Source organism: Arthrobacter sp. MMS18-M83 (genome assembly GCF_026683955.1).
Classification (GTDB): domain Bacteria; phylum Actinomycetota; class Actinomycetes; order Actinomycetales; family Micrococcaceae; genus Arthrobacter.
Map to the genome: position 1 here is coordinate 2121569 of NZ_CP113343.1, position 25757 is coordinate 2147325.

At 61.5% G+C, this 25757-nt stretch carries 25 protein-coding genes; 6 read left to right on the forward strand and 19 right to left on the reverse strand.

Annotated features, from left to right (window positions below; translation table 11 throughout):
• Positions 1-10 precede the first annotated feature (10 nt).
• The 14 genes from OW521_RS09995 to OW521_RS10060 form a co-directional block, all read right to left on the reverse strand.
• Positions 11-628, reverse strand: coding sequence for a helix-turn-helix domain-containing protein (locus tag OW521_RS09995; RefSeq protein WP_268025040.1), 618 nt, complete (start codon positions 626-628; stop codon positions 11-13).
• 155 nt (positions 629-783) lie between these two features.
• Positions 784-1530, reverse strand: coding sequence for an aldolase/citrate lyase family protein (locus tag OW521_RS10000; RefSeq protein WP_268025041.1), 747 nt, complete (start codon positions 1528-1530; stop codon positions 784-786).
• On the reverse strand, positions 1527-1928 hold the full coding sequence (locus tag OW521_RS10005; protein WP_268025042.1) for a cupin domain-containing protein: 402 nt from the start codon (positions 1926-1928) through the stop codon (positions 1527-1529). The genes OW521_RS10000 and OW521_RS10005 overlap by 4 nt, the downstream gene beginning before the upstream one ends.
• Positions 1929-1957: 29 nt before the next feature.
• Complete coding sequence (locus OW521_RS10010) at positions 1958-2881, reverse strand: polysaccharide deacetylase family protein (protein ID WP_268025043.1); 924 nt, start codon at positions 2879-2881, stop codon at positions 1958-1960.
• An 84-nt stretch (positions 2882-2965) separates the two neighbouring features.
• Positions 2966-3793: an MBL fold metallo-hydrolase gene (locus tag OW521_RS10015; protein WP_268025044.1), complete on the reverse strand. Its 828-nt coding sequence runs from the start codon at positions 3791-3793 to the stop codon at positions 2966-2968.
• Positions 3790-4515, reverse strand: coding sequence for an MBL fold metallo-hydrolase (locus OW521_RS10020; RefSeq protein WP_268025045.1), 726 nt, complete (start codon positions 4513-4515; stop codon positions 3790-3792). Before OW521_RS10020 ends, OW521_RS10015 begins: the two co-directional genes overlap by 4 nt.
• Before the next feature lie 29 nt (positions 4516-4544).
• A complete protein-coding gene (locus tag OW521_RS10025) occupies positions 4545-5219 on the reverse strand; it encodes a cysteine hydrolase family protein (RefSeq protein WP_268025046.1) in 675 nt (224 codons plus the stop codon).
• Between the two features lie 106 nt (positions 5220-5325).
• Positions 5326-6918: an ABC transporter substrate-binding protein gene (locus tag OW521_RS10030; protein WP_268025048.1), complete on the reverse strand. Its 1593-nt coding sequence runs from the start codon at positions 6916-6918 to the stop codon at positions 5326-5328.
• A 72-nt stretch (positions 6919-6990) separates the two neighbouring features.
• Positions 6991-7806 carry an MBL fold metallo-hydrolase gene (locus OW521_RS10035; protein WP_268025050.1) on the reverse strand — a complete coding sequence of 272 codons (816 nt, stop codon included), beginning with the start codon at positions 7804-7806 and terminating at the stop codon, positions 6991-6993.
• A gap of 10 nt (positions 7807-7816) precedes the next feature.
• Positions 7817-8641 (reverse strand): hypothetical protein, encoded by an 825-nt coding sequence (locus OW521_RS10040; protein WP_268025052.1) that lies wholly within the window; start codon positions 8639-8641, stop codon positions 7817-7819.
• Positions 8642-8707: 66 nt separating this feature from the next.
• Entirely contained in the window at positions 8708-9778 is a 1071-nt protein-coding gene (locus OW521_RS10045; RefSeq protein WP_268025054.1) for an ABC transporter permease, read from the reverse strand.
• Positions 9775-10587: an ATP-binding cassette domain-containing protein gene (locus OW521_RS10050; RefSeq protein ID WP_268025055.1), complete on the reverse strand. Its 813-nt coding sequence runs from the start codon at positions 10585-10587 to the stop codon at positions 9775-9777. The genes OW521_RS10045 and OW521_RS10050 overlap by 4 nt, the downstream gene beginning before the upstream one ends.
• A 2-nt stretch (positions 10588-10589) precedes the next feature.
• Positions 10590-11480 (reverse strand): ABC transporter ATP-binding protein, encoded by an 891-nt coding sequence (locus tag OW521_RS10055; protein WP_268025056.1) that lies wholly within the window; start codon positions 11478-11480, stop codon positions 10590-10592.
• The gene (locus OW521_RS10060) at positions 11477-12379 is read right to left on the reverse strand and encodes an ABC transporter permease (RefSeq protein ID WP_268025057.1); all 903 of its coding nucleotides are present in this window, start codon (positions 12377-12379) and stop codon (positions 11477-11479) included. Before OW521_RS10060 ends, OW521_RS10055 begins: the two co-directional genes overlap by 4 nt.
• Positions 12380-12650: 271 nt before the next feature.
• On the opposite strand from OW521_RS10060, the gene OW521_RS10065 reads away from it, so the two are divergent.
• From OW521_RS10065 to OW521_RS10090, 6 genes are all read left to right on the forward strand, one after another.
• Positions 12651-13628: a branched-chain amino acid transaminase gene (locus OW521_RS10065; protein WP_268025058.1), complete on the forward strand. Its 978-nt coding sequence runs from the start codon at positions 12651-12653 to the stop codon at positions 13626-13628.
• A 32-nt stretch (positions 13629-13660) separates the two neighbouring features.
• On the forward strand, positions 13661-14566 hold the full coding sequence (locus OW521_RS10070) for an acetamidase/formamidase family protein (RefSeq protein WP_268025060.1): 906 nt from the start codon (positions 13661-13663) through the stop codon (positions 14564-14566).
• Between the two features lie 33 nt (positions 14567-14599).
• Positions 14600-16024, forward strand: coding sequence for a dihydroorotase (locus OW521_RS10075; protein ID WP_268025062.1), 1425 nt, complete (start codon positions 14600-14602; stop codon positions 16022-16024).
• A gap of 164 nt (positions 16025-16188) precedes the next feature.
• Positions 16189-17205 carry an aldo/keto reductase gene (locus OW521_RS10080; protein ID WP_268025064.1) on the forward strand — a complete coding sequence of 339 codons (1017 nt, stop codon included), beginning with the start codon at positions 16189-16191 and terminating at the stop codon, positions 17203-17205.
• Between the two features lie 150 nt (positions 17206-17355).
• Positions 17356-17970, forward strand: coding sequence for a PepSY domain-containing protein (locus OW521_RS10085; RefSeq protein WP_268025066.1), 615 nt, complete (start codon positions 17356-17358; stop codon positions 17968-17970).
• 152 nt (positions 17971-18122) lie between these two features.
• Complete coding sequence (locus OW521_RS10090) at positions 18123-19007, forward strand: helix-turn-helix transcriptional regulator (protein WP_268025068.1); 885 nt, start codon at positions 18123-18125, stop codon at positions 19005-19007.
• Positions 19008-19027: 20 nt separating this feature from the next.
• On the opposite strand, the gene OW521_RS10095 is transcribed toward OW521_RS10090, so the two are convergent.
• The 5 genes from OW521_RS10095 to OW521_RS10115 form a co-directional block, all read right to left on the reverse strand.
• Positions 19028-20656, reverse strand: a complete 1629-nt coding sequence (locus tag OW521_RS10095) for a glycoside hydrolase family 66 protein (protein ID WP_268025070.1) — start codon at positions 20654-20656, stop codon at positions 19028-19030.
• 33 nt (positions 20657-20689) lie between these two features.
• A complete protein-coding gene (locus OW521_RS10100; protein WP_268025072.1) occupies positions 20690-21586 on the reverse strand; it encodes a carbohydrate ABC transporter permease in 897 nt (298 codons plus the stop codon).
• The gene (locus tag OW521_RS10105) at positions 21583-22410 is read right to left on the reverse strand and encodes a carbohydrate ABC transporter permease (protein ID WP_268025074.1); all 828 of its coding nucleotides are present in this window, start codon (positions 22408-22410) and stop codon (positions 21583-21585) included. The genes OW521_RS10100 and OW521_RS10105 overlap by 4 nt, the downstream gene beginning before the upstream one ends.
• 150 nt (positions 22411-22560) lie before the next feature.
• Complete coding sequence (locus OW521_RS10110; RefSeq protein ID WP_268025076.1) at positions 22561-23850, reverse strand: extracellular solute-binding protein; 1290 nt, start codon at positions 23848-23850, stop codon at positions 22561-22563.
• A 90-nt stretch (positions 23851-23940) separates the two neighbouring features.
• The gene (locus OW521_RS10115; protein ID WP_326494027.1) at positions 23941-25674 is read right to left on the reverse strand and encodes a glycoside hydrolase family 13 protein; all 1734 of its coding nucleotides are present in this window, start codon (positions 25672-25674) and stop codon (positions 23941-23943) included.
• Between the last annotated feature and the right edge of the window lie 83 nt (positions 25675-25757).

Here is a 25757-nt window from a genome sequence, read left to right on the forward strand (position 1 = left end):
GGGCAGCTCGTCAATGCGACTTACCCAGCGACGGCGGAGTCGAGATCGCCACCATGACCGCAGCGGTGTCAGTGAGGTTGCTCCACCAATGCGGCAGGGTTGCGTCATAGGTCAGGCTGTCGCCCTCGCCCAAGGTGAATTCCTGTCCGCCGACACTTGCCACGAGAGTGCCGGTCTGGACCACGACGCACTCCTCACCCTCATGGGAGTGAGGAACCTCTGCGCCGTCAAAATGCGCCGGGATGGTCATGTTGATGACGCCAAGCTTGCGGTCTGCGTCGGGCACGATCAGTTCCATGACGATTCCTTGGGAAGGAATCTCAATGCGGCGGCGATCGGCTCGGCGCACCAGCATGTGGTTCTGCGTCTCGCTGGGGTCGGTAAACATACTCGCCAGCGGCACACCGAGGGAATTGGCCAGGCGAAGGAGCGTGGCGAATGACGGATTACCGATGCCGCGCTCGATCTGGCTGATCAGTCCAGCGCTCACGCCGGCCCGGTCCGCCAACTCTTCCACCGTGAATCGCCCGGCCCGCTGCTCCTTGAGCATGGCGCCCAAATGGGTGATCCACAGGTTGCGGTGCATGGTGTCATCGTCGTCGACTTTAACAACTTCCGTGCTTCCCAATACAGCTCCTCAGTGTCGAACACTCATCATCAGTATATCGAAGAATCGTCAACTAAACGAAGAATCCCGGCAGGATCCTCCGGCGTCGAGCCTTTTCTTCATCGTCACAGCATGCCAGCATCGGTGTGGCGGCAGAAGAACCACACGGCTCACTTTCACAAGGAGTCATACCTTTTCCAATGCGTCTCCGGAGCGCCGGCGGCAGCCAACTGGGCGATCATCGAAGCAAGCTCCCGCTCCCAGTACACCGCGGCACGATCGGCGCCCCGGGCGTGGACATCGCCAGCACTGGCAATGTCGGCTGCGGGAAGGCCCACGCTTTGACCGGCTGCTCCAAGGACGTCTACGACGCGCTGGACGGATTCATCAAGCGCGCCCGCCCCAGGCCTCCCCCGTTTCAGCAGTTCGCCCGCAAGATCCGTGGGGCCCACCCAGCCGCCATCGAAACACTCCAAAGCCACAAAGTCTTCGACCGCGTCGACTGCTTCTACGGTCTCAAAAAGCACGGTCAGCCGGGGTTCCAATGAATAGTCCGCCCCAAACGCCGAAGCGAACGAAGCCTGCCTTGGACGGGTCCCGCCGGGTCCAAATCTCGTCGCCCGGTAAGCACACTCAAGTTCTTCCGGACGCCGCACCCTGGGCAGGACAATTTCGTCCACCCCCGTATTGGCGAACGCCACCAAGGTCATATCGTCGAGGTCAGGAACCCGGACGGCAACGCGGGTAATGGCCCCTGAGAGTCGCTGGACCGCATCCGCACATTGCTGCAGGGTCAGCGTTGTCTGCTCCGCGTCAAGGACCACGAAATCGAGGTTCCGGTAGGCAACCACGGACAACAGGGTGGGGGTCGGCTCGGCCGTGATGAGTCCGACTTGCCGGACCAGCGAGGACGGCGCCATCATTCGTCCGCCACGAACAGCCAGTCGGCGGGCTTGCTGACTCCGACAACCATGTTGACATCTTCGTCGCGGTCGTTCGTGATGCCGTGGGTGGTGCCGCGAGGGATGTAGATGCCATCGCCGGGCTTGGCCCGGTACTCGGTGTCGCCCAAATGGACGAGGGGTTCACCTGAAATAACCACGTAGAACTCGGAGGCATCGGGATGGTGATGGCACAGATGATGCTGGCCGGGGAGAATCCTGCCCCAACTGATGCATAAGTCGTCGGATCCGCTGAGGTCACGTGAGATGAGAGTGGACACGAGGCCTTGGTCCCGCTGTCCGCGAAGGCCCGTCTTGTCCAGGGCCGTGAAGCCCTGATCGTTGACATTGTGGACTAACTGCGAAATATCCGTGCCCATCGGCGCCCTCCCTCCTGGCATTGACGTGGTCACGCTCGGCCTTCGTACGCCGCTTCGAGTTGACCGACGGCAGGCGGATTCGCGATCCACCACCGGGCAATTTCCTCCCTCGTGGCGAACCAAACGTCCTTCCGTGCAAGGGCATACTCCAAGAAGCGCCGGACCCCCAAGGCGACGCTGGGCCGTCCACCGATGCGCAAGTGCACTCCTACGGACATCATCCTGGGCACGGTTTCTCCCTCGATCAGAAGGCAGTCGAGGCTGTCCTTCAGTACATTGAAGAAGTCATCTGCCGTGCCGAGGCTTCCAGGGCCCCAAAACCTCGCGTCATTCGTGTCGCCCGCGTAAGGGACCACAAGGTGGCGGGACTCTCCGGCGGAGACGAAGTACGGCAGGTCATCCGCATAGGAATTGGAGTCATAGAGAAAGCCCTCATCCTTGAGGATCGCCCGGGTGTTCTCGGTGATGCCTTCGCGGACGTACCAACCCACGGGCCGAACGCCGGAAACCCCTTCGATCGCCGCTACGCAGGCCCGAATCTCGGCAAGTTCCTCGGCCGGCGTCATTCCGACCGTGCCACGCCATTTGTAGCCGTGCGCACAAATCTCGTGTCCATCGCGAACGATCGCCTGGGCGGCCTCCGGGTTTCGCTCCAGGGCGACACCACAGGCCATGAAGGTCGCGGGCACGTTGTAGTCCCGGAGCAAACCCAGGTAACGCCAGATGCCCACCCTGCTGCCGTATTCAAAGAAGGATTCCTTCATCAAGCTTCGGCGGCTTGGATCTGAAGACCAGCCCCCGAAAATCGTGACGTCTTCATCGCTTTCGTCACCGGCTTCTATTGAGCTCTCCGCGCCTTCCTCGTAGTTGATGACCATGGAGATGGCCACCTTGGCACCATGCGGCCAGGTCACGACCGGGGGGTTTTCCCCGTATCCAATGAGGTCTCGCATTGACTCACTCCTTGCCGTTCGTCGCTATCAATCGAAGCGTCGCATTCTTGAATTCATTATATTGAAACTTACTTCACTATACAATCAGCAGCCTTCTGCATAGACCCTTTTGTGCGCCGCCAGCGACGTCCGGAGCATCCCGTTGACGTCGTCGATCACGTTGCCATGCGCCGGGCCGATCAGCCTGGTGGGAAGCTCATCCAACACCGCCTCTATGGCGTCAAAGGCCTCGCTGACGTCGACGAATTTCGTCCAGTAGAGAGCCCTCCCGGTCCCGTACGCCGCTTGCTCCACGGTGGGGGGTTCAGGCATCTCGCCGGACAGCAAACGGCACTGGCCGGGAAGGTGTACCGGTTCGTCGTCGTCCTCTGCTGCGCCCGCCGCCCCGCCCGCTGCGGGGACATCGTGGATAAAGGAAAAGCCGTCCGAAACAAACATCATCCGGGCACCGTCGTCGTGGCCCCACAACGTGTTCTCAAGGTCCCGGATGAAGGCTGGAAGGAAGCGGAACTCCCGATCCCCGAGATCGATCCGGCTGCCTGCCGTTTGGGTCCTGAACCTGGCCCGGTATTCGGGGAAATGCAGATGGTAATCACGAACGTCGCCCACCACGAGCGCCTCGGGATACTTGTCCAGCAGGGCAGGCAGGTTCCCGGCGTGAGGGATTTCGGGATGGGTCGGGAAGACATAATCCAGGGGGCGTTCGCCGAGAACCAATTCCAGCTGGGCCAGAAGGACTGCGCGGTGGGCCGGATCCCCGGTGTCTACCAGCAGGGTCGCTTTGGAGCCCACCACCAGATAGGACGAGACGTGATAGTGGACTTCCTGCCCTTGGGCGTTGGCCGACAGGCAGCCACCCAGCCAGTAAGTTCCGTCGGCAAGCCATCGTAGTTCGACTGCATCGGTGTTCACTGAATACCCATTTCCTCGATTGCCCGCGCCAGTTCCCCCGCCTGATCGAGGCACATGTCCGTGCCACCAAAGGGAGTTCCGTAACTCGGCCCGACGGCGCGCACATCGCGGTTCCGAAAGATGTCTCTAATGTTCCGGGCGATCGGCCCGGTATCCGCCCCGGAGAACCAGCGAAATTTCCGGAGCCCCTCGCGAGCTTCCGGTACGGCACTCCCCCCATGCGTGAAAGCGTCCGAGGTCAGCAGCCCGCCTGATTCCGGGTCGAAAACCCAGAGGGTCGGCAGAAGCCGGAGGAGCGGTGAAACGAGTTCGACGACGACGCCGTCCATCACCTTGACCCGCATCGATGATCCGGGGTCCACGGCAATCCGCTTGGATTCGGCTTTCGAACGCGGCACCGTGATTCCGCCGGTGTACCAGACGGAGCCAACCGTGAAGCGTTCTTCGATTGCCGGGATGTTGAGGCAGCATTCCATTTCAGTGCGGGTGAGGACAATAGACAGCGGCTCACCGGGTGATAGCAGTCGATCAAGCTGTTCGATGATGTCCGCCTGGTGAAGGCGAACTCCGGTATCCACGAGTACTGACCCGGACGGGCCCTTGATCAGATAGCAATTCACCGCCTGCGTACGCCGTATGCCAGGCGGGCACCAGCTCACGCGCTCGTCCAGCTCGATGTCCCCGCCGAGCCGGTAGATCCGGCCGGTAAGCAAGCCTTCCATCGTCGCTCCTTCCCTTGGATCCGAATAGTTCAGGAGGTGCTGGCCGTCTCCCAGACAGAGATCGCTTCATCGAGCGTGCAAACATCGTGCCGTGCTCGCATGACTGTCAACGCGGCGTCGTGCACGACGGCGTCGTAGGCTCCCACCGCATCCTCAAGCAGCACGGCATAAAAATCGTTGTGTACGGCGTCGCGCAGGGTTGCCTCCACACAGCCACCGGTGGACACGCCCACAAGCGCAACCGACTCAATCCCTTGGCTGCGCAGCAGCAAGGCGAGTTCGGTGGCAACGAAGGCGCTGGGTCGACGCTTGGTGATGATGACTTCCCCGTCCTCGGGCATGCAGGGTTCGCAAAATTCGGTCGCGGGGTCACCTTTGGCGCTCAGTTTGCCAAGGTCGATGGGGCGACCATTGGCTGCTGTGTACAAGGCGCGCAACCAGGCCGCCGGGGAACTCGCGCCGTCGGGAAGGTTCTCGACACGGATGTGGAAAACCGGCACGCCATTGGCGCGGGCTGCGTCGATGGCGCGCCCGCACTTTTCGACGACGGACGGCATCATGGTCATGTCATGCCCGGAATCCCCGATTGCGCCACCGGACGAAACGGCCCCCACCTGCATGTCGATGACAACCAGCGCGGTGGTGGCAGGATCGAGCAACTCCTGGAGGGTGTCGCGCACGGGTTTGCCGCAAATTTCAATCATGGTCTTCTTCCTTTACAGGGGATCTGGGGGCTTAGGAGATCTGGGGTCGAGTGAGTTCTGGTCGACAGTCGCCCGCCGGCCAGAACTACCCGCTTCGCAGGGTTGCTTACTTGCCCAGACCGGCGAAATAGACTTGGTCGTTGGTGAGCGGCACGGCCCCTGTAAGGGTGTCCTGCTTGATGATCAGGTTCCTGACCTCCACCAGGGAGAGAATCGGGGCGCCTTGATCCACCAATCCAGCCATCTTCTTGAGCAGGGCTGTCCGCTGGTCGGTATTCGCGCTGGGTGTGGAGGCCAGCTGAGTCCGTGTGGCATCGAATTCAGGGTTGGACCATCCGGTGCTGTTGCTCGGAGCTCCAGTGGAGTAGAACGCGTAGGTGTAGAACGCGGGATCGGCGATGACAATCGGCTCGGAGTACAGGACAGCTTGGAAGCGGCCTTCGATGAGCGCCGAGGAGAAGTCGGTCGGACTCGCTACATTCAGCAGCTGCACGGTGATGCCGACCTTCGCCAGCATGGATTGGATGAGGACGGCCGAACTCTTCGCGACTGGACCCGGGCGGCTCACGCTGTAGCTGAGCGTCAGCGGGAATCCACTCGCGTACTGGGTCTGAGCCAGCAGCTTCTTGGCACCGTCGGGATCGTATTTGTAGGTGGGCGAATCCTTCACCGTGGGGAAGATCGACCCTGCCGGGTCAGCGAGACCTGCGTAGGCGCCCTTGGCCAGGGCATCACGGTCGATCGCCATGGACACGGCCTGGCGGACCTTTTCATCTGCCAAAGGACCGGTCTTCGTATTGAACATCATGGTGTCGCGGGTCTGGCTGGTGCATTTCAGGACACTGACTCCACTGACTCCGGTCATCGAACCGTACTGCTCATATTCGAAGCCGTTGGCAATCTGGGCCTCGCCGGTCTTGATAAGTTGTGTCCGGGTGGCTGTGTTGGGAACAGCTTTGACCACTACCCGCTTGACCGAGCCCCGCTCGCCTTCCCACTTGGGGTCCGCGGTAACTGTCAGGGAGGTTCCAGGTGTGAACTCTTCGAGCTTCCAGCCGCTGTAGTCGGCCAGGTTCTTGGAGAGCCATTTGTTAGCGGTGGGGTCATCCGACGTGACGTGGAGCTTCGCTTCCTTGCTGTCGTGGATGTAGAACAGGTTGTTCTGCAATGACTCAAGCGTGTAGGAAGTCATTCCGAGGGTGTTGAGCTCGACAGTCTGGTCGTCGATCACGGTGACGAGGTTGTCAACGTTGAATCCGCTGCTCTTGAGTGTCCCCTTCATGACTGGCTGGCGCACCATGCCAATCGCCAGGCTCCATTTCACGTCCTCCGCCGAGAGCGTATTCCCGACTTGGCTGGTGAGCTTCCGCAGCTTGACGATGATCCCCTTGCCGTCCGAGGCGGGTGCGGCACTCTCGGCGAGCCGACCGGTCACCGCGGTGGACGGCGTCGAGCACGATTCGTCGTCCTTTGCCCCGGTCTTGTACTGAAGCAGTTGGGAACCGAGGCCGCTGAGCACCACATGTGATGCGCTGCCGCCCCAAGGCGCGGGGGTGAGACTGTCCGGGAGGGCGCCGACGGCGATGACAACCGACTCAGGTTTGGCCACCTGGGCGGCGGGGGATGCCCCCGCGCATCCCGTGAGTGACACAGCTGCCGCGGCTGCGAACCAGCCGAGCAATAGACGCGAATTCTTCATAATCCTGGTTCCAATTTCTGTACAGAGGGAAAGGACGTGTTACGAGTAGTGCGCTGCTGACGTGGCAGTGGATTAGTAACGGTAGGCGTGCTTATGGCCGGCCCGGATGATGGGCGCTACCTCCGGGATATTGGTGATCACGTTGCCGTGGGTGGGTGCCACGATCTTGACCCCAAGGTCATCCATCAGCTTGCCGACGCGGTCGTAAACCTGATCGGCGTCGTTGGCGAATCTGGCCCAGTACAACGCGCTGCCGGTGAAGAAGGCAGCATTCTCGACGGCAATAGGTGCCGAGAGCTCATCTGTTGTCAGGCCACATTCGCCGGGGAGGTGCACCGGATCCTCATCATCGAGTTCCGGACGGTGCATGTAGCAAAATCCGTCGGCTGTGAAAAGCACACCCGACTTCGGCACGAAGCCCCATTGGGTATTCGGCAGATCCCTGATCATCGCCTCGACGATCACGAATTCGTATCCGCCGCCAAGATCCACCCTGTCCCCTGGAACCCGGGCGTGAAGGTTGGGCACGATCTGCGGGTAGAAAAGGTGGTAATCCCGAATGTCGCCAACGATCTTGATGTCGGGGTACTTCTCGACGAGGCGCGGAAGGTTTCCCGTGTGCGGGAGCTCCGGGTGGGTCGGGAAGACGTAGCTCAGGGGTTTGTCCCCCAGCAAACCGTCGAGGGTTTCCGAGATGATGTTCCAGCTGGAGGGATTGCCCGTGTCGATGAGGATTGACGACTCGGTCCCCTGCGCGAGGTAGGTCGATGTGTGCCCGTGGATAACGCGGTCCTGGAGATGGAAAGGAAGGCACGAACTCATCCAGGTGACGCCGTCGGCCACCTCTCGCGGAAGGTCGCGGCTCATTGTTTCTACTAGTTCTTCCATGGGGATTCTCCTAAGCCTTTTCCGGCGCCAACGCCGCGAGCATGAAATCCAGGTGCCGACGTACCAGCTCACGCCCGCGGATCACACAGCCACGGGAAGGGGCAATGGTTTCAGGGGCCAGAGTCTCGAACTTGTCCGAGAGCCATTCGCGTAGCGGCTCGCACGTAGCCCGCGGGATCCACTCGTATTTCGCGTAGAGATGCTCGGCAACCTGCTTGGCCGTGGTGGTGTCCTGGGCCAACGAGTCGATGATCCGGGAACCTTCCGGACTCGTCATGGTCCCGTGGGTGAAGGTATCCGAGGTGAAGATGGTTCCTGTATTCGCGTCCCAGCCCCAGAAGGTCGGGAGGAGCCGCAGGAGCGGCGACTCGATGGTCAAGTGACGCCCGGGCGCCACCTCGATCTCGGGGGTCCGGGCCATGGAATCGCCGCCCTCTCCCTTCTGGTCGATCTGCTGCCGACGGCCTCGGAGCGCGAGGCGGCTGAGGTCATCGAAGGCATCGAATGGGTTGATGGCGCCACCGGTGAAGAGGCGCTCGATCTCGAATTTCCCGGCAATGGGTTCAAGGTTCGAAACGCAGTCCATCTCGCTCCGCGTGAAAAACATGGAGAGCCGGCCGTCATCTTCAAGCAGTTCAACCAGGTCATCGAGGATCTCCTGGCTGTGGACAGCGAGCCCGGTGTCGACCAACAGCCGGCCGGAACCCTCACTGAGGAGATAGCAATTCGACGGCTGGAAGCCGGTTGCTCCGGCTGGCACCCAGCTAACGCGGCCATCGAGCGGAATGGTTCCACCGAGGGCGATAACTTTATCTTCATGCACTTTAGTGAACATGTCTTCAATCTATTGAAGTCAGGAGATGTCTGTCAAGACTTCTCAAGGGTTATTGAGGAGGGGTTCTCAGGAGTTGGCTGAGGTGATCGCAGGCGTTGAGCGCACCCGCGGCTGACGTCGTCCTGCCACCGCCTTGCTGCGCGTGCGGGGGTCCAGAAGGGTTATCAGGGCGTCGAGAATGACATAGCCGAGCAAGCTGGTGGATCCCATGATGAGGACAAATCCTTGAATGACGGGAACGTCACCTTTGAGCACGCCGTCGAGCGACCAACTGCCCACCCCAGGCCAGGAAAACACGCTTTCCACAATCGCCGCGCCACTGAGGGACGCCGCAAAAAGGAGTACCAAGTAGGTCATGAGTGAGCCGCGAATGTCGCTGAGCGCATACCGGAACACCTGGGCTGGACGCAGTCCGCAGGCCCTCGCAAACTCGATTTGTGGCGATTGGAGCACCTGCAAGAGGCCAGAGCGCACCGTCTTGCCGAACGGTGCCGCGAAGAACAGGCCCATGGTGACGATGGGAAGGACTGCGCGGCCAAGGATTGACGAAAACGTGGCCCACTGACCGGCAATTATTGCGTCAATGGGAACTGACCCCGTGACGTGCGGCGGGGTTATCTGGGCGCTGGAGAGCATGCCTATTGGCGCGGGCGCGATCCGCAGCTGCTGATAGAAGACGAACAACAGCAAGAGGGCCAGCACGAATTCCGGCATCGCCATGAGGATGGATATCCAGAATGTGAATGTCTTGTCGGCAAAGCGCCGGTAGCGGTACGCCGCTACCGTTCCGCTCGCCATGCCGATGATGAGGGCCAAGGCGAGTCCGGGAATCAAATAGATCAAGGTATTGGGGAGCCGGGTCATGATTTCAACGGATACCGAACTGCCGGTGAAGAGCGAATGGCCGAGGTCGCCGCTCAGCGTTCTGGACATGTACTCGAGGTAGCGTTCCCAGAAAGGCAGGTCCAGGCCAAGCTCAGCGTGAATACGGGCGATGTCCCCCGGCGTCGCGTATTCGCCCAGCAGCGCCACCGCCGGATCCCCGGGAAGAAGGGATACGAGGCCAAAACTGAGCGTAACGAGGCCACACAGCAGTAAGGCTGCAATGACGAGCCTTGAAATGATGTAGCGGATCATGAAATCTTCCCCTGAAGATTCGTGGTGGCAACGGTTGCGGCATAGGGAACCACTGGCAGCGCGGCGGAAATGAGCGATTGCGTGTAGGGGTGCTGTGGCGCCATCAACACGTCCTGGGTAGGGCCAACCTCGACGATTTTTCCGCGATACATCACGGCAACCGTGGAACAAAAATGCCGCACAGTTTCGATGTCATGCGAAATGAAGACGTACGTCAGGCCCCGCGAAGCCCTCAGGCGCGCGAGGGTACGGAGGATCGAGGCCCGTATGGTCAGGTCAAGCGAGGATGTTGGCTCGTCCAGGACCACCAGGCTGGGATTCGTCACCAGAGCCCGCGCAATGCCTACGCGCTGCTGTTGACCGCCGCTCAGGTTCGCCGGACGCCGGTCCATGAAATCAGCCGAAAGGCCAACCTCTTCCAAGGTCGCCAAGACCCGCAATCGCCGCTCGGCGCGGGGGCCGATCCGGGCGACGACGAGCGGCTCCTCTACTATCTGCCGGATCGTCAGGCGCGGGTTCAATGAAGCGAAAGGTTCTTGGAAGACAATCTGCCAATGGCGGCGCTTCTTGCGCAGTTCGCCACTGCTGAGGGCCAACACGTCCTGCCCTTCGATGACCACGGATCCGGAGTCCGGCTCGACCAATCTCAGGATCAAGCGGCCGAGCGTCGACTTGCCGGAGCCGCTTTCGCCGATGATGCCAAGCGTTTCGCGGGCCTCCACGGACAGGGTGATGCCATCCACGGCGCGTGCTTCTCCGTAAGGAGTGCGGAAGATCTTCGTGACATCCACGAGTTCAAGGAGCGGCATTCTCAAGACCTCCGGGCTTCGGACAATTGGACCTTCGAGGGGTCTGGTGATTCCGGCTCCCCGGCATCCGGGGTCTCCGCGCTGCCTGGCAAGTACGGCGTCTCGTCTTCGGGACGCACCACGGAGTTGAGCAGCGAGATCGTGTAAGGATGCTGCGGACGAACGAAAACGTCGGCAACGAGCCCTTGTTCCACGATGCTTCCGCGATACATCACCAGCACGCGGTTGCAGTATGCGGCCACCACACCGAGGTCGTGGGTCACAATCAGCATCGAGCGGCCGCTCACGACTGTCAGGCGGCGAAGGGTGTCAAGCACCTGTCGCTGCACGGTAAGGTCGAGCGCCGTCGTCGGCTCATCCGCGATTACCAGCTGGGGATTAAGGTAGAGCGCCATGGCGATGACCACGCGCTGCGCCATACCGCCGCTGAGTTCGTGCGCGTAACCGCGCAGCACGCGCTCCGGGTCGCGGACTCCCGTCGATTCCAATAGCTGCAGTGCGCGGTTGCGCTCCGAGGCATCTACCTTCACGCCGTGCGCCTTGGCGATATTGGCAAACTGCTTTTCGATGCGGGTCACCGGGTTCAAGGCGCTGAACGGATTCTGGGCAATGAATCCGATGTCCTTTCCCCTGATTTGGCGCATGTCCCGCTCGGGCAGCCCGAGGAGACTGCGCCCAGCGAAGGTAACAGTGCCGGCCGACACCTTGCCCGGCGGCATCAACAGCTTGGTGATGGAACGGACTACCGTCGATTTGCCTGAACCGGATTCGCCGACAATTCCGACGATCTCGTTGTCCTGCACGTCAAAAGAAACTCCGTGCAATGCTCGGACCACACCCTTGGGAGTGTTGAACTCGGCTTCGAGTTCCTTGACTTGGAGGGCCTTGTTCATCGGGTTTGCTCCACTCGTTCCATCTTGTTCTCAATGGCGCCGGCAATGATGTTGAGCGAGCCGATGACCACCAGCAGGGCCAGCGAGGGAAACGCCACGGCCCACCACTGACCCCGGATCAGCATGCTGACGCCGTCTTCGATCATCGCGCCCCAACTTGGCTGGGGCGGCTTGACGCCGACGCCCAGGAAGTTCAGGGCTGCAATCGTGCTCAAGGCCCCGGCCGTGGTCAGCGTGGCCTGCACCAGGATCACGCCGTAGGCGTTCCTGAAGATGTGGTTGAAGGCCACACGGATGGGCGAACATCCGATGGCGACCGCAGCCTCGACGTACCTGGAGGAGCGGAGCGAGATCGCCGCTGCCCGGGACAGGCGAACAAATCGCGGTGCTGCAACCAGGGCGATGGCGAGGACGACATCAGTGGCTCCGCCGCCCATGAGCTGGATGGAAACCACCGCGATCACGATGATGGGGAGCGCGGCAAAGGCGTCAACCACCCGCATGATCGCTTCCCCAGCCATCCCGGTAGTGGCGAACAAGCCCAACGGAACGCCGATGACGAGGGCAATGGCCGTCGCCGCTAGCGAGATGGGAAGGTCGAGCCGCGCCGACTCAATCGTGCGGGAGAACACGTCCATGCCGTTGCCGTCCGTGCCAAACCAATGAACGGCATTGGGGGCCAGGGCCATGGATTCCACGTCCGGTTGTAGGGGGTTTTGGGGAAGGCGGAGAAGAATCGCCGCAAGTGGAAGTCCCACAATGATGCCGGCAGCGACGACGGCGAGGACCGTCCCTGATCGTTTGTACGCCCAGGCCCTGCTTTGCTTGGCCCAGTTCGACGCACGTCCGCCCAGGGACGTCACTGGAGTCCGGGACTCGACTGTCGTAGTTTCACTCAATTGGCACTCGATCCGGTTGACGGGTGTAGGTGAAAGTCATCTTTGACTGGCGCATCCGGGCTCCAGCCACTCGACATCCTGCCGAGAATTTGCATATCGAAGTTTCATCACTTTATTGAAGTCATTGATCGAGTGTCAATGGTCACTGTTGACAGGACCTTCAAGCATCTTCATTATGGTGACAACACCGGCAGTAAGATGAAGACGGATGTCAACCTTGGTGTGAAGCCGAGCCCCTGATCTGTTTTCCGAACAAGATTTGGAGACAACAATGACCAATCTGAGCGAATCCGCAACTGTGACCGACACCAAGGCGCCCGCATTCGAACCCAACGTTCGTTACCTGCTCCGCGATGGCGAACTGGTGGAGTACGCAGATGCCAAGCTCCATGTCCTGAGCACAACATTGAAGTACGGCGTCGGCGTATTCGAAGGGTTCCGTGCCTACTGGAGCGATGAGGACCAGCAGCTCTACGCTTTCCGGGTGGCCGACCACATGCGCCGGCTGATTGACTCGATGCGGGTTGTGGAAATCGACGGGCCCCGCGACATCGGCGTCTTGAGCGAACAATTGCTCGGCCTCGTGCGTGCGAACGATTTGCGCGGGAACCTCCACATGCGCGCACAAGTATTCGTCGACTCGAGTGATGGCAAGCCCGAAGACACTGGACCGGTCACCGTATTCATGGCGGCCATCCCCATGGGCAACTACTTCGGGGCCAGCGGACTGGATGTGCAGATCAGCAGTTGGGCCCGCCTGTCCGACCGCTCCATGCCGCCCAGGGTCAAGTCGATCGCCAACTACCAGAACGGACGCCTCGCCATGTTGGAGGCTCGACGCAACGGATACGACGCGGCTCTTCTGCTGACCGAAGATGGCCATGTTGCGGAAGGCGCAGGCTACAACGTGTTCATGGTCCGCCAAGGCCGGCTGTGCACACCCCCCGCCACGGACAGCATCCTGGAGGGAATAACCAGGGACAGCGTCCTTCATCTGGCACGAAACGTGCTCGGCGTCGACGTGGACATACGGGCAATCGACCGCACGGAACTCTACTCGGCTGACGAAGTCTTCGTGTGCGGCAGCGCCGCCGAAATCAACCACGTCTCTTCTGTGGACCGCACGCCGATCGGCGACGGAACGGCCGGCGAGCTAACCCGCCAGCTGCAGCATGCCTATCGTCAGTCCGTCGTCGGGCGTGTTGCCGCCGATCAAAAGTGGGCACTGCCCGTCTATCCCACCGCCTAGGTTTTCCCCACCGCCTCAACGAAAGGGGCAGAATGCTCAACATGCTCCACGCAAGCCATGAATCGGCGTCGGGGTCCTTTGACCGTGACGCGACTCCCGTGATCGAAGTGGGCCAGGGCGAGCTATTCTCGCTCAGCGCAAGGAGCCTGCTGACTGGCGGCTTGTTCGAACGGACCGGCGAGTACGAGAAGCTGTCGATCCCCGTGACGGGGCCGGTGGCTGTCCGCGGGGTCAGTCCGGGGGACACACTTCGCATTGACGTCCACGAGATCCGAATCGCCGATCGGGGCGCAATGGTCACGCTCCCTGGGCGTGGCGGTTTCACGGATGGACTGGGCCGATCCGGCCGGATTGTCGACATTGAGGACGGGAATGTCCGGTTCGACGACGATATCCGGATTCCCGTTCGGCCGATGATCGGCAAGATGGGCGTAGCACCGGCCGATGAAAATCCCAATTCAAGCACGGTCGGGGTGCACGGCGGCAACATGGACTGCAAGGACGTGACCGCAGGCTCGGCCGTCATCTTGCCCGTCCAGAGCGCCCACGCCCTGCTCTATGCCGGAGACCTCCACGCAGTACAGGGCGACGGCGAGTGCTCCCTCACCGCCGTGGAGGTTGAGGGCAGCGTTGTTCTCTCCTGCAACGTTCTGGCCGGGGTCACCGTCAAACGGCCTGTGGTCTTGTCCGGGGGGTCCGTCATCACGATCGGTGACGGCGAGACGCTCGACGACGCCGCCCGGCTTGCGCTCGACGACATGCTCGAACTCCTGCAGGCCGACCGGAAGTGGACCCGGGAGAAAACGGCGATGCTGATGAGCGCGGCCGCGGATGTCTCTGTCTCCCAGCTGGTCAACGCACGCGCCTCGGTAAAAGTCTCGCTCGCCGCCCGCTACTTCACGTCCACACCGTTTTCCCTTGAACCTCACCAACAGTGACCCCTCACCAACTCTGAAAGGCGCGACCCCCTGATGCTTGATCTCGTTCTCACCAACGGCCTGGTCGTTACCCCGTCTGGCGCCAAAACCCTGGACATCGGCATAGCGGGAGGCAAGATTGTCTCCCTCCGGGAGACTGGCCTCGGCCCCACGGAAGAGGCGACACGTACGGTCGATCTCCGCGGCCAATTGGTTGTCCCCGGCGGCGTGGACCCGCATGTGCACACCAACTCCGTTCTTCCGACGGCAGCCGAAAGCGGAATCAAGTGTTTTGGCCCTGATCGCGTGAGTGAGGGCGCCATCTACGGTGGCACCACCACCCTGGTGGACTTCGCGCATTGGCAACCCGGCGATGAGCTCTCGGAGTCCTTTGCCCGCAAATCGGCCGAGTGGGCTGGGTCAAGCTACACCGATTACGCCTTGCACGGCACGTTCAAGGAACCGGAGATTCCGTTCGAAGTGCTCGAACAGATTCCCGACGCAGTCGCAGCCGGCCATGGAAGCTACAAAGTCTGGATGACCAACACCACCCCGACGCGCCCCAAGCAGAAGACGGACCTCGGCAATATGTGGGGACTCATGCAACAAACAGCCCAGGCCGGGGCAATGCTGGCGGTGCACGCCGAGGACGACGACATCGTCATGTATGCCTACAAGCAATTGCAGCGCGAAGGCAGGATAGGGCTGGAGAACATGCACCACGCCCACAACAACCTCTCGGAAAAGTTGTCCTTCCAGCGAGTCATTACGCTCGCCGAGCACGTCGGTGCGCCCATCTACCTCATGCACGTCAGCGCCCGCGAAGGCGTGGACGCCATCCGTGAGGCGCGGGGACGCGGTCAAGCGGTCTACGGCGAGATCCTCCCCCACTACGCCTACTTCACGGCCGAGGACTACAAACAGAAGAACGGCGCGATTTACCACACCTACCCTTCCTTGAAATCGGAAACGGATCGCGACTCCATGTGGGAATCGCTGCTCGAAGGCTCACTCAGCACCCTGGCAACCGACGGCGTGTGCACGGACCTCGAGGTGAAGACCCGCGGCAAGACCATTCTTGACGCCACGGGCGGTCATGCCGGCGTCGAGATGCGCATGGCTGTCGCCTACACCGAAGGGGTGGCCAAACGCGGTCTCGATCTCACCCGCTTTGTTGACATCACCTCCGCCAACGCGGCGAAGATCCTCGGGTTGTACCCGCAGAAGGGCGTGATCGCGGTGGGCAGTGACGCCGACTTGGCGGTCCTGGACACCACCGTGAAGCGGGCCATCCACGCTGAGGACCTGCACGAGGCCGACTACACTCCGTGGGAGGGCTACGAGGTGGCCGCATGGCCGAGCATGACGGTCCTGCGCGGGCAGGTCATGGTTGAAAACCGTGAACTGAAGGCAGAAGCCGGAGGCTCGCTGCTCAAGCAGCATGTCTCGAGCGACGTTCGTAACCGACCGGCGTGCTGATGCGCAGTTCCAGCTCCCGACGGCGGCGGGTTGCCGTCGTCGGGAGCTCCCCCATGAGATCCCTCCTGAGAGAGGTACTGACAGGGACTCCCTGCAGTACTGACGTTTCCTTAGTGTTGACGGCAAGGCTCACCCCCCGTTTCCACAACACTGGAGGACTAACCATGGAAAAGCGCACACTGGGCACCAACGGTCTGGAGGTCTCCGCCGTCGGGCTGGGCTGCATGAGCATGACCGGTGGATACAGCGAAAAGCCGGATCGGCAGGAAATGATCTCGCTGATCCGCGCCGCTGCGGAACGGGGCGTGACCTTCTTCGACACCGCCGAAATCTATGGTCCGTACGCCAACGAGGAACTGGTTGGCGAAGCTCTCGCCCCATATGAAGCTCTCGCCCCATATAAGGGACAGGTGGTGATCGCGACGAAGTTCGGGTGGGACATCGATCCCGCCGAACGCAAGCCAAGCGGTCGCGTGAGCAGCCGCCCCGAGGTGATCAAGGGTGTGGTGGACGGCTCGCTGCGCCGGCTCGGCGTCGACGCCATTGACCTCTACTATCAGCACCGCGTGGACCCCGATGTTCCCATCGAGGACGTCGCGGGAGCGGTCAAGGAACTGATTGAAGCCGGCAAGGTGAAGCACTTCGGCATGTCCGAAGCTTCAGCGGCGACCATTCGCCGGGCTCATGCAGTGCAGCCCCTGAGCGCTGTCCAAAGCGAGTACTCGCTCTGGTGGCGCCGTCCCGAGGAGCAAGTGCTGGCCGCGTGTGAGGAACTGGGCATTGGCTTTGTGCCCTACAGCCCGCTCGGCAAAGGCTTCCTGACGGGAACCATTACCGCGGCCACCAGTTTCGACGCCGGCAACGACATCCGCAGCACCATCCCCCGGTTCGCACCGGAAGCGCTTGAGCACAATGCCGCCGTCGTCGAACTGCTGGCGAGCATCGCGCAACGCAAGGGTGCGACGCCCGGTCAGATCGCTTTGGCCTGGCTCCTCGCGCAAAAGCCCTGGATCGTCCCGATCCCCGGTACGCGCAAACTGCACCGTTTGGAGGAAAACATCGGCGCCGCCAACGTCGAATTGTCTGAGAAGGAACTGGGCGAGATTCAGGACGCTGCGTCCAAGATCCAGGTGCAGGGTGGGCGCTACAACGACGCCGCAGAACAGATGACCAACCTCTAGTCGCCATTTGGCGCCGGGATCCGCTCGCTGTGAGTCAGCAGGAATTGTCACAGTCCAGGCACAGGGTAGGTACAGAGGCACGAAAGTATGGGGTTCCAGGATGGAGCTAGCTTCGAAACCGTCGGAGTTGAACTTCTAAGGAGCACCAACGTGAACAAAGTCCGGAAAATCGCTGCGGGCGTTGCATTGATGGGCGCCGTCGCAGGCGGCGGCGCTCTTACCGCCATGGCCCTGCCGGCCAACGCCGCAACCACTGACACCTCCACCGCCAGCCCGTCCGCACCTGCATCGAAAGGGGCCGCGCACGGGAACGAAACAGCCCTGACGGGTGACACGGCCACCAAGGTCAAGGACGCCGTCCTCGCCGCCAACTCCGGTTCCACGGTCGAGAACATGACCACCGAAGACGACGGTAGCGCCGCCTACGAAGCACACATCACCAAGACGGACGGCACCCACGCCACCGTCAAACTCGATGCCAACTTCAAGGTCACCGCAACCGAAACCGGCGGCCCGGGAGGCGGTAAGGGCGGCCACGGCAACCACGGAAATGAGACCGACCTCACCGGCGACACCGCCACCAAGGTCAAGGACGCCGTCCTCGCCGCCAACTCCGGTGCCACAGTCGAGAACATGACCACCGAAGACGACGGCAGCGCCGCCTACGAAGCACACATCACCAAGACGGACGGCACCCACGCCACCGTCAAACTCGATGCGAACTTCAAGGTCACCGCAACCGAAACCGGCGGCCCTGGGCACTAACTCCCAACCCAACGACCCACGTGGGCGGACACAGCAACAAGCTGTATCCGCCCACGGCTGTTTTTCACCTGAGCCTCAACGGGACCTTCGCGGTAGGAACCGTGTACTGGCAGCACCTCCCACAGTTCCACCACCGGAAGTAGCCTGAAACCATGGACAGTCGAAACGATGTGAGTGAGTTCCTGCGCTCCCGCCGGGCCAAGGTGACCCCGGATCAAGTGAATCTCATAGTAGGTGCCAACCGGCGGGTGCCCGGCCTGCGGCGGGAAGAGGTAGCAACACTGGCTTCGGTCAGCGTGGACTACTACGCCCGGCTGGAACGCGGCAACCTCACAGGGGTGTCGGACGAAGTGCTTGAAGCAATCGCCCAAGCCCTCAGGCTGGACGAAGCCGAGACCGCTCACTTGTTCGACCTCGCCCGGGCCGCACAGCCCGGGCCAGCCCGCCGCCGTCGGGCAGTCACCCCTGCGCAGCAGGTGCGCCCGAGCCTCCAACGATTCATGGACGCGATTACAGGCGCCCCCACCTGGGTGCGGAACGAGCGCATGGATCTCATCACCGCCAACCCGCTCGGCCGAGCCCTCTACTCACCGCTTTTTGCCGATCCCGTCCGTCCCGTGAATAACGCCCGGTTCGTGTTCCTCAACCCTGAGTCACGCACCTTCTACCCCGATTGGGAGCAGGGCGCGAACGATATTGTCGCCACCCTCCGTAGTTACGCCGGACGCCAACCGCATAACAAGCGCCTAAGCGATCTGGTGGGCGAGCTCGCGACCCGGAGCGAGGAATTCCGCACACTCTGGGCTGCCCACAACGTCCGCTTCCACCGAACAGGCACTAAGCGCCTCCACCACCCGGTGGTCGGAGATCTCGAGCTCAGCTACGAGGCAATGGAACTGCCGGCCAACCCCGGGTGGACGATGTTCGCGTTCACCGCCGAACCTGGGTCCGCGAGTGACGAACGCCTGAAACTGCTCGCCAGCTGGGCGGCGACCACCACGGCTGAACTGGCCGCACCGGCGTCGATCTCTGACTGACCTCCGCGGTAAGGGGGAGCCTAAGCCGCCGGCATTCGTTGAGCAGTGGCGGGTTCCTCCGTCACATAAACGAGCTGCCAGAGGTGTGGCGGCGGAAGAATCGCCGTCGCGCAGTCCCCGTCGAGCTCAACGGGAACATCGACGAGCCTTGACTGCCGATCCGGATCTGCGTACCGAATGCGCGGTACCGTACCCCGGGTCCGCCGGATGCGCAGGCGCCCTCCGCCCGGTGACTGCGGCACTGCGCGCGGCTCATCCCACTCGGTGTCTGTTTGGCCCAGCAAGTTGATCATGTGGATGGCGAATCCACCGGGCACGCTGGTGACGCGACGCCAGACGGCCCCGGGCTCAGGACGGTCTGTTACCGCCGCGGCCTGGTAGGAAATGTCCAGATCGTCGTTGTACGTCCCCGCGTAGGATCCCGTGACATCGCAGATCGCGGGATCCATGGTCAATTCGTCGTGTTCCACGAGGAAGTCGTACCAACGCGCCAGGAAGGCCGCTGTTTCCTGGTTGATGGGGTGGTTGCGGACATAGTACGGATCAACCAACACCCGGTCCCCTTCACCGGCCAGGAGCTGCGTTGCTCCGTGGGAAAACAGTGTGGCCATGGTCAGCGCAGTTGCCCTGTCGGCAGCTTGCTGGTCGGCAGTGTCGTACACGTGCTGGTACGCAGCGATCACCACAGGCTGGTCTCGGCGCGCAGCCTTTGCCCGGCTGACGACGTCGGCCAGGGAACCCAAAGTAGTGTGCGGCGGCCAGACTTCTATGTAGACGGCGTCCTGGGGAGTCGGAGCCGTGCGCCATGTGGGAAAGTCATTGACATTGTTGAAGACCAAGTGGCTGGTGGGTAACGCGTTCCGGACGCCCTCGATCAGCTGGACGAATGAATCTGCGACGTCCACCAGGGCACCATCCGGAGTGGCTGCGCGTTTGGGATATCCGTATTGGTCCAGGTGGAAGCCGTCGAATCCGAGGGATGATGTGGCGTCGGCCAGTTCCTTGGTGAAATGGGCGAGCCACGGTTGGGCCGCCGGGTCCAGGAGGAAGAGGAAGTCTCCCAGTGCGTAGGGTTCGCCGCTTGGCGTGAGCATGGCGTGTTGCTGCCAGTTGTGCCATTCGCCGGGACCGGCCGCGTACACGGCGGCATAGCCGAGTGTCCGGGATCCCGCCGCCTGGATGGTCCTCACAAGTTCCTTGACCTTGGCCAGGGAAATGGTCTGGCCAAGGGCATCTACATACTCGGAGCCGCCACCCATCAGGTCCGCGTGGCGGTAGGCCCAATCGTAGAACTGGACGCCGTTCAGGTGCAGCCTGCGGACGAGTTCGGCAACGGGCTGCACGTCCTTGTCCGGCCCATAGCTGGCTACAAAACCGTATCTCAAGCGTGCCCTCGGGTCCGCGGCGACCTCGACGGCGGTCCGGACGGTCTTGCCGTCGGCCTCGAGTTCCACGCCATAGCCACCCGGGCCGAGAGGGCCCAGGCTAAGAATTCCGGAACCGCATCCTTCGTGCGTCTGGATCCGCTCGCCGAGGTGCCAAACCGTGAGGGCGGCAGTGACGCCGTCGGGAATCCAGAGTTCGACGGCGGCCGGTTCCGTGGGCGAGTAGCTCGCCTTAGTGGGGAGAATGTCGAGGGGTTGAGCCATGTGGGTGTCCTTGGGTGTTGTGACGCTTCGCGCCTATTTGACGGCACCGGTGGTGATTCCGGCGATGAGGTGCTTTTGTCCCGCGACGTAGACGGCGATCACCGGGATGACAGCGAGGGTGGAGGCCGCGAACACGAGGCCCCACGCGGTCGAGTGCTCGCCTTGGAAAGCCGCGATGCCGAGGGGAAGCGTGCGCTTAGTGGCGTCGCTGATGACAGTCAGGGCCCATACGTATTCATCCCACGCGCCGAGGAAGGAAAAGACCGCGGCGGTGGCCAGGGCCGGACGGGCAAGGGGGATGTACAGGACCAGGAATTTGCGGAGGATCCCCGCGCCATCGACCGTCATGGCTTCGTCCAATTCCCTGGGGACCCTTTCGAAAAAGGCCCGCAAAAGAAATGTGGTGAAGGCAATCTGCCCGGCCGTGTAGAAAAACACCAGGCCTTCCAGGGAGTCGAGCATATTCAGGCTTTTCGCCAGGACGAACTGCGGGACGATCACCACAATGCCCGGGATCATCAATCCCGCGAGCAGCAGGGAGAACATGAAGTTCTTGAGCGGGAAGTCGAAACGGGCGAAGGCGAAGGCCGTCATTGACGAAATGACCACTGACGCCACGGTGGTCAGCACTGAAACGTAAGCTGAGTTTCCAAAGAATCCAGCGAAATTGTTCTCCGTCCAGGCTTCCTCGTAGTTTGCTGAGGTGAGCGTCTGCGGCAGGAAATGCGGAGGATTCGGAAGCGTGGCCGTGTTGGGCTCCAGTGAGGTGGACACCATGATCATGAAAGGCGCCACCATCATCACTGCGCCGCACACGACGATCGCCACGCGGACTAGCAGCCAGATGTTGAACGGCCGCTTTGAGCGTTCGTTCCTGGACGGTTTGTCCGCCTCGCGCGAGCTTTTCGGCTTGAGGGAAATCGCCGTCATCGCAGGGCCTCCTTCTTCTCACCAAAGAATTTGAACTGGGCGAACGACACAACAAAGATGAAGATCGCGAGGATGAAGGACATGGCCGAGCCATAGCCGAAGTCCAGGAACGAGAACGCTTGCTTGTACATATAGGTCAGGGGAACCTCTGTGCTTCCCGCGGGTCCGCCGTTGGTCATGAGAAGGACTGAGGGAAAAACATTGAATGCCCCGATCACTTGCAAGACGAGCACGAACAGCAGTGTTCCTCGAATTCCGGGCAGGGTCACGTGGACGAACTTATGCCAGGCATTCGCACCGTCCAGTGCGGCCGCCTCATACAGCTCCTCCCCCACACCGCCCAGCGACGCCAGGAACACCACCAAGCACCATCCGAGGTTCTTCCAGATCCCCAGGAGGGAAATGGCAATCAGTCCTGTCCAGCGTTGTTCAAGCCACGGCACGGCATGATCGGAAAGGGACAGAAAGTCCGTAATGAACCAGTTGACCGCACCGTTGTCCGTGGTGAAAAGGAACTTGAACAAGAGGGAGACCACCACCCAGCTGGTGACCACAGGAATGTAGAACAGGACCCGGAAGAGGGTACGGCCCGGCATCTTCTTCTGGAGGAGGACCGCGAAGAACAGGCCCAGTGCAACGGTGGCCGGAACGGACATCAACAGGTACACGCCGGCGTTGACCACGCTCGTCCAGAACTGGGGATCGGCCAGGGCTCGAACGTAGTTGTCCAGTCCGATGAAGGTACTTGCCTGGGTGGGCAGCACGGACCACTTGTAGAACGAGATCTGCAGGGAGCGCACCAGCGGGTATCCAGTGGTCAGCAAGAACAGAATCAACCCGGGAGCCGCGAACGCCCACGGCACCCACCAATGGGAAGGCCTGCGGCTCGCCCCTCCACGGCCCGGTTTGCGAGGCCGGGCCGTGGAGGGCGACGAAACTGTTTGTTTCCGGAGAACACCTTGTGACGTCATGTATCAGCCTTGCGCCAAGAGCGGATCGATCTGTGCCACGGCGGCATCCATTGCCTGCTGGGCGGTCAGCTTGCCCTGAAGTGCAAGCTGGGCCTGCTTGGTGAAGATGTCATCAACCTTTGCCCACTGCGGCGTGGCCGGCCGAGGCTTGGCGGTCTTGAGCTGCTCCAGGAAGGCTGCATAGTAGGGCTGGATGGATGCCATCGATTCGGCCATATCCTTCTCCGCGGACAGCTGGCCTACCTGGCCCATCGCCTTTTGGGCGTCCGGAGACAGCATGTAGCGGATGAACTCGGCACCAAGCTCCTTGTTCTTGGATTGCTGCGTCATGACGATGTCTTCGCCGCCCACCACGCTGACGCTGCCGCCGTCGCCGCTGAACATCGGTGACGTCTTTGGCTGGAATGTCGGGTAGGACGTGGCCATGTTGGGGAAGGTCCACGGGCCGTCCACAATGGTCGGGTACATGCCCTTCGGCAAGCCGTCGCCCGTTGGCGTTCCGCCGCTGCCCCCGAGAATTACTCCAGGAATGGCCTTCTTGTTGTAAAGATCGACGATCAGCTGCAGGGCCGCGACGGATTTTGGCCCATTCAAGTAGCCTGCGGACTTCTTCACGTCGGGATCAGTCATGTCGCCGCCGTTGGACCAGATGTAAGGAAGCATCTGCCATGCCCCGGAGCCGCCTTCGGCGAGGATGTATTTGCCTCCCACTTTGTCCGCAGCTGCTTTGAGTTCGTCCATAGTTTTCGGAACGGAAGCGATGCCGTTGGCCTTGAGCGCCTCATCGTTGTAGATGACCACCTTGGTGTTGGTGTCCAAAGGAAGGCCCCAGAGCTTGCCGTTGTACTTGTTCGTGGCGAGCGGACCAGTGAACATTTTGTCGGCCCAGGACTGGAAGTCCGGCATGGCCTCGCTCAGCGGCGTCAGCACGCCGATCTTGGCCAGCTCAGGGACGGTGACAATGTCCGCGCGGATGACATCCGGCAAGCTGGTACCAGCAGCCGCCGTGACGAGTTTCTGGTGCATGTCCTTGTCGGGGATCTGCACGGCCTTGACTTTGACGCCGGGGTGGAGCTTCTCGAAGTTCGGGATGATGGTCTTCTCCAAGGCCTTGATCTCACCCCCGCCCGCGCTGTAGGCGTGCCAGAAGGTGATTTCCCCGGACACAGCGGCCCCTGTTGCCAGGGTGGACACCGCGGCGGGCTGGGCACCACCGCCGCCGGTGTCACAAGCCGTGAGGCCGGCGGCCGCCAAAAGGGCTATGGAGGAGAGCGTGAAGAGTTTTTTCATCATGGCTGGACCTTTCGCATTTCGGGCAGCGAGTACCCGCAGGGTTTGGGATGACGGTTTGGGAGAGGTTAGGGGGAAGGTTGGAACAGCGGATCACGCGCTGCGGCGAAAGACTTTGAGTTCCCAAGGGCGAAGGCGCAGCGACTTCTCCGCGGGATAGTTGGCTAGTACCTGTTCTGCGGTAGCCCAGGAATCATCGTCGATGTCGGCCATGCGCTCGGCGGATGAGAAATTGCCGATGACAAGCATCTCCGTGCCATCCAGCGAACGGTTGAAGGCATATACGTGTTCGTCCTCGGGTAAGAGCATGCTGAAGTCGCCGTGTGAAACCACGGGATCGCGATGGCGCAGCGCGATGACTTCGCGGTAGAAGTTGAAAACAGAATCAGGATCCTCAACCTGGGCGGCAGCGTTGATGGAGCGAGCGTTCGGGTTGACTGCGATCCATGGGGCTCCGGTGGTGAACCCCGCATTCCGGCTCCCGTCCCATTGAACGGGGGTCCGGGCGTTGTCCCGGTTCAGGGGCGCCAGGGCTGCAAGTACTTCGGCATCGGTGTGGCCCAGATGCGTGGTGGCCTCGCGATGGTGGTTGAGGACTTCGATGTCCCGGTAGTCCCTGATCGCGCCGAAGGACATATTCGTCATGCCCAGCTCCTCCCCTTGATACACGTAGGGAGTGCCCCGGTGCAGATGCAGGATGCCCGCCAGCATCTTGGCCGACACCTCCCGGTATTCGCCGTCGTTCCCAAAGCGGGACACGGCCCGGGCTTGATCGTGGTTTCCCCAGTACAGGCTGTTCCATCCGCAGGCCGCCAGCCCTTCCTGCCAGCGGGCCAGGGACTTCTTCAGTTCGGTGAGCAGCAACTTCTTTGGCCGCCATTTATTGCCGTCTTCCTGATCGAGGGCGACGTGCTCGAATTGGAACACCATGTCCACTTCATGCCTTGCGGGATCAGTGAAAATAGCAGCGTCCTCTACCGTGACTCCAGGCATCTCACCGACGGTCAGCAACTGCCGGTCCCGCCCCGCGAACACCTCTTGGTGCATTTCCTGCAGGAATTCGTGGATCCTGGGACCGCAGATGAAGTGAGCACCGCCGTCGCCGTAGAGCTTGTCGTCGGATTTGGGCCCATCAGGTAGCTGCTGATCCTTCGAAATGAAGTTGATGACATCCATCCGGAAACCGTCCACGCCCCGGTCCAGCCACCAATTCATCATGCTGTAGATGGCCGCCCGCACTTCCGGGTTTTCCCAGTTGAGGTCGGGTTGCTTCTTCGAGAACAGGTGAAGGTAGTACTGGCCCGTTGTCTGGTCATATTCCCACGCCGGCCCGGAGAAGGCGGAACCCCAATTGTTCGGCTCAGCGCCTGCGGAACCCGGCTCCGCGCCGCCCCTCGGAGAACGCCACCAGTACCAATCCCGTTTCGGGTTCTCCAAGCTGGAGCGCGATTCCATAAACCACCGGTGTTCGTCGGAAGTGTGGTTGACGACCAAATCCATAACGAGCTTCATGTCGCGGGCGTGCAATCCGGCGATGAGCTCGTCGAGAGTTTCCAGGTCTCCAAAGATCGGGTCGATGTCCTGGTAGTCGCTGATGTCGTACCCATTGTCGTCCTGTGGCGAGCGGTACACAGGCGACAACCACAGAACGTCCACGCCCAGCTTGTTCAGATAATCGAGCCGGCCGATAATGCCGCGAAGGTCCCCGACTCCGTCGCCGTCGGAGTCGGCGAAGCTGCGAGGATAGATCTGGTACACCACTGCGCTCCTGAACCAGTCTTGGTCCGTGCTCATGGGAGGGCCGGCGTGGGTTTCTTGAATCGTCATTGATGAGTTCCCTTGCTGGGCGACTATGCCGTATGTGAAGTACTGAAAGTTTTGCGGTAGAAGTCTCAACTGTCAATAGCTTG